We start from the raw sequence: 1,567 nt of genomic DNA, 5'->3' as shown, positions 1-1,567 counted from the left end.
GATCCGCAGCAATCCGCGCTTGATCGGTAGCAAAATCTGACCACCTGCCAAACATTGAGGGACACGATCGGAAGCCTCGAATGGTTCGGCTGGTAGCAATCTGCTTCATAGTTTTGATCCGAATGACAGGCATAGGACAGTTAACCTCCTGTAGGTGTCGATTCTGCATCAGCTACTGACAGCGATCGCAAGGTCTTGAGTTCCGCCTCTAGCCGCTCAATGTGCTGTTGAAGGTGAGCTATCTGTTCAGTTTGGGCAGGGGGAAGCGCCTGCCGACTGAGGTAAGGGTCACTTTCCCACCAGTTAATGCCAATCTCGCGGGCTTTGTCTACCGATGAAATCAGCAGGCGAATACGAATGTTTAAGAGTTCTGTAGAACCAACTGACACCGAAATATCACCAGCAATGACAATACCCTTATCGAGCACCCGCTCAAGCACATCAGCAAGGGTCGAGCCTTGGGTAGATGTGGTAATAGCTCGGCCACGATCGCTTGAGTTGGTCAACGCTCCGTTTTGGACAGGCATAGCCACAATCGTTTTCACTCCACAACTGGTTAGTTTTCCTCCTCATGAGGATATAATCAACGCTCTGGCTTAGGGTGATATGGGAATGTAAACCCGATCATCCCGCTGTTTGAGCAGGCCATTGGCGACTAGCGATCGCAATGCATCCACAGCTTGAAAGCGATTAATCGACAACGCAGACTGAATTTCTGTGATGCGGGCACCGGCTGTCTGGCATACAAAGTTATAGACAGCTCGTTGGATTGCATCAAACGCCAACTGATTGTCGCGCTCTGACTCATCACCTATGATCACATCAGCAGTGATGTTTTCATCGAGGATAGCAGTAGTATCGTCCCAATCAGTGGGTTCCTCAGCGGCAGGCACATTGGCTAGCTTATCTGGCTCGATGGCCGTCTCTTGGAGAGCAGTCGGGTTAGGTGCAAGGTCTGAAGTTAAGCTTTCTCCTGGAGTTGTATCGTCTGCCATGTCTAAGTCAGCGACGAGCGATTCTAGATGCTGAACACGCCTTCTACCGAGCTGATAGCGTCGAGGGCCTTTGGGTTCCGTTTCTGGCAACAGGGTACCATTTGCCCACTGACTGGCACTATTGAGTAAATCCCATAGGAGTGGAGTTGCCTGATCTAGGGGCAAGTTAGTCCGAGACAGCAGAATATCTTGGCAAATGTCGCGGAAATCGGTTTCCTCTGGCAAGATAGGAATACTATGTTCGTGGCAGATTTTGGCAATCATTAGGCTTGCCCGCAGACCACTAACCTTGTCGGAGTCTGCCTTACGTCGAAATGTTTGTACTAGCCGGGTAATCAACAGAGCAGATTCACGATCAATCCCCACTTTGTGCACCAAAATCTCCTGCTGAGTGAGTTCATCTGGTTCTGGCATATTAATAGTGATCAGCCGATCCATCAACGCATCCTGAGTAGCGTGTACTCCACAATATTCCTCTGGATTTGAGGTGAGAATTGCCCGAAACTGAGGATTAACCCGAATATACTCTGAGCGATTGTGGTTGGGCGGCAACACCAACAGCTTTTCTTCTA

2 protein-coding genes are annotated in these 1,567 nt (G+C 49.7%); both read right to left on the bottom strand.

Annotation, left to right across the window (positions count from 1 at the left end):
- Positions 1–140: 140 nt before the first annotated feature.
- The gene (locus tag NZ772_16975; protein ID MCS6815249.1) at positions 141–527 is read right to left on the bottom strand and encodes a gas vesicle protein; all 387 of its coding nucleotides are present in this window, start codon (positions 525–527) and stop codon (positions 141–143) included.
- Positions 528–596: 69 nt separating this feature from the next.
- Positions 597–1,567: gas vesicle protein GvpN (locus NZ772_16970; GenBank protein ID MCS6815248.1), on the bottom strand; the 971-nt coding region annotated here is incomplete at its 5' end.

The organism is Cyanobacteriota bacterium (assembly GCA_025054735.1).
Lineage (GTDB): Bacteria > Cyanobacteriota > Cyanobacteriia > SKYG9 > SKYG9 > SKYG9.
The sequence above is the reverse complement of the archived record's forward strand: the minus strand, read 5'-3'. Positions and strand labels throughout refer to the sequence as shown.

What these genes read in the sequence shown, in the direction of transcription:
- NZ772_16975 (MCS6815249.1), bottom strand. Translation starts at nt 527, where the DNA reads ATGCCTGTCCAAAACGGAGCGTTGACCAACTCAAGCGATCGTGGCCGA.